This window comes from Ruegeria hyattellae (assembly GCF_041537925.1).
Lineage (GTDB): Bacteria > Pseudomonadota > Alphaproteobacteria > Rhodobacterales > Rhodobacteraceae > Ruegeria_C.
Genome location: NZ_JBGOSH010000041.1, coordinates 1 through 1,498 on the forward strand (window position 1 = coordinate 1; position 1,498 = coordinate 1,498).

Genomic DNA, 1,498 nt, shown 5'->3' on the forward strand with positions numbered 1-1,498 from the left:
CCGCCATACAGGCTGTCGCCGCTGTCATTGCCGTTCAGCACATCATTGCCGATATTGCCATAGAGCCGGTCGCCGCCATCGCCGCCATAGAGCGTGTCATCGCCCGCCAGCCCGTCGAAGATATCCGACCCGCCGCTGATCAGTGCGCTGTTGTCGTCATTGCCATCACTCAGCTGCACCGCCTCGGGGTCGATCGGGTCATAGATCGATCCCACCGTCACCGTCACGCTCGCGGTCCGGCTCTCGATGCCGTCCGACACCGCGTAGCTGAAGCTGTCGGAGCCGATATAGCCCGGGTCCGGCGTATAGAGGATCTCGCCATTGACCAGCGAGACCGACCCGTTGGCCGGTGCCGAGCCCGAGATATCGAGGCTCAGCGCATCGCCATCCCCGTCGCTGTCATTGGCCAGCACGTCGATCGAGACCGCGACATCGGGGTCGGTGACCGCCGTGTCATCCTGGGCGTCCGGCGCGTCGTTGACCGCGTCGACCGTCACCGAGACCGTGCCCGCCGAGGTTTCCTTGCCGTCGCTGAGCGTGTAGCCAAAGCTGTCCACCCCGTTGAAATCCGCATCCGGCGTATAGGTCGCGATCCCGTTCGCCAGGGTCACCGAGCCGTGCTCGGTCTCGACCACGCCGGCGGTGCCGGGATCGTCGAAGGTGCTGGTCAGCGCGGTCACGCTCAGCGGGTCGCCATTGGCGTCGCTGTCATTGGCCAGCAGGTCGATTGCCACCGCCTGGTCTTCCGGCGTGGTGGCGGCATCGGGTGCGGCCACCGGGGCGGCGTTGGTCTCATAGACCGTCACCGTCACATTGGCCGTGCTGCTGGTGGTGCCGTCGCTGACCGCATAGCTGAAGCTGTCATCGCCGACAAAGCCGGGATCGGGCGTATAGACGATCTGACCGTTCGAGACCGCAACCTGGCCGTTGGCAGGCGTCGCGCCGGAGATATCGATGCTCAGTGCATCGCCATCGGCGTCGCTGTCATTGGCCAGCACGTCGATCTGGATCGGGCCGTCCTGCTCGCCGCTGGTCGCATCGTCCTGCGCCACCGGCGCGTCCGGCGTCGGCGCCACCGTCACGCTGACCGTGGCCACCGCCGTGCCGCCCTGGCCGTCCGAGACCGTGTAGCTGAAACTGTCATTGCCATTGGCATCCGCATCCGGCGTGTAGGTCAGCTGATCGCCATCAATCACCACCGTGCCGAACTGGCCCTGGCCCACCGACTGGATCGACAGGGTGCCGCCATCCGCATCGCTGTCATTGGCCAGCACATCGATCGTGACGCTCTGGTCCTCGTCCACATTTGCCGCATCGTCCACCGCCACCGGCGCGTCATTGGCGCTGGCCGTCAGCAGCCGACCGTTGGCTTCCATTGCGGCTTCGGTTCCGGCGAGGTTCTTGACGCCGGTGAGCAGGGCAACGGGGACAAAGCCGCTGGCGCCGTCGGGGTTGATCTCGAGCAGCGTGTCATCGCCAACCGTGGTGAAGCGCACGA

The 1,498-nt window shown here is 66.0% G+C and carries 1 protein-coding gene; it reads right to left on the reverse strand.

What is annotated here, in order from left to right:
• Positions 1 to 1,498: Ig-like domain-containing protein (locus AB1E33_RS29585; protein WP_372580810.1), on the reverse strand; the 1,498-nt coding region annotated here is incomplete at both ends.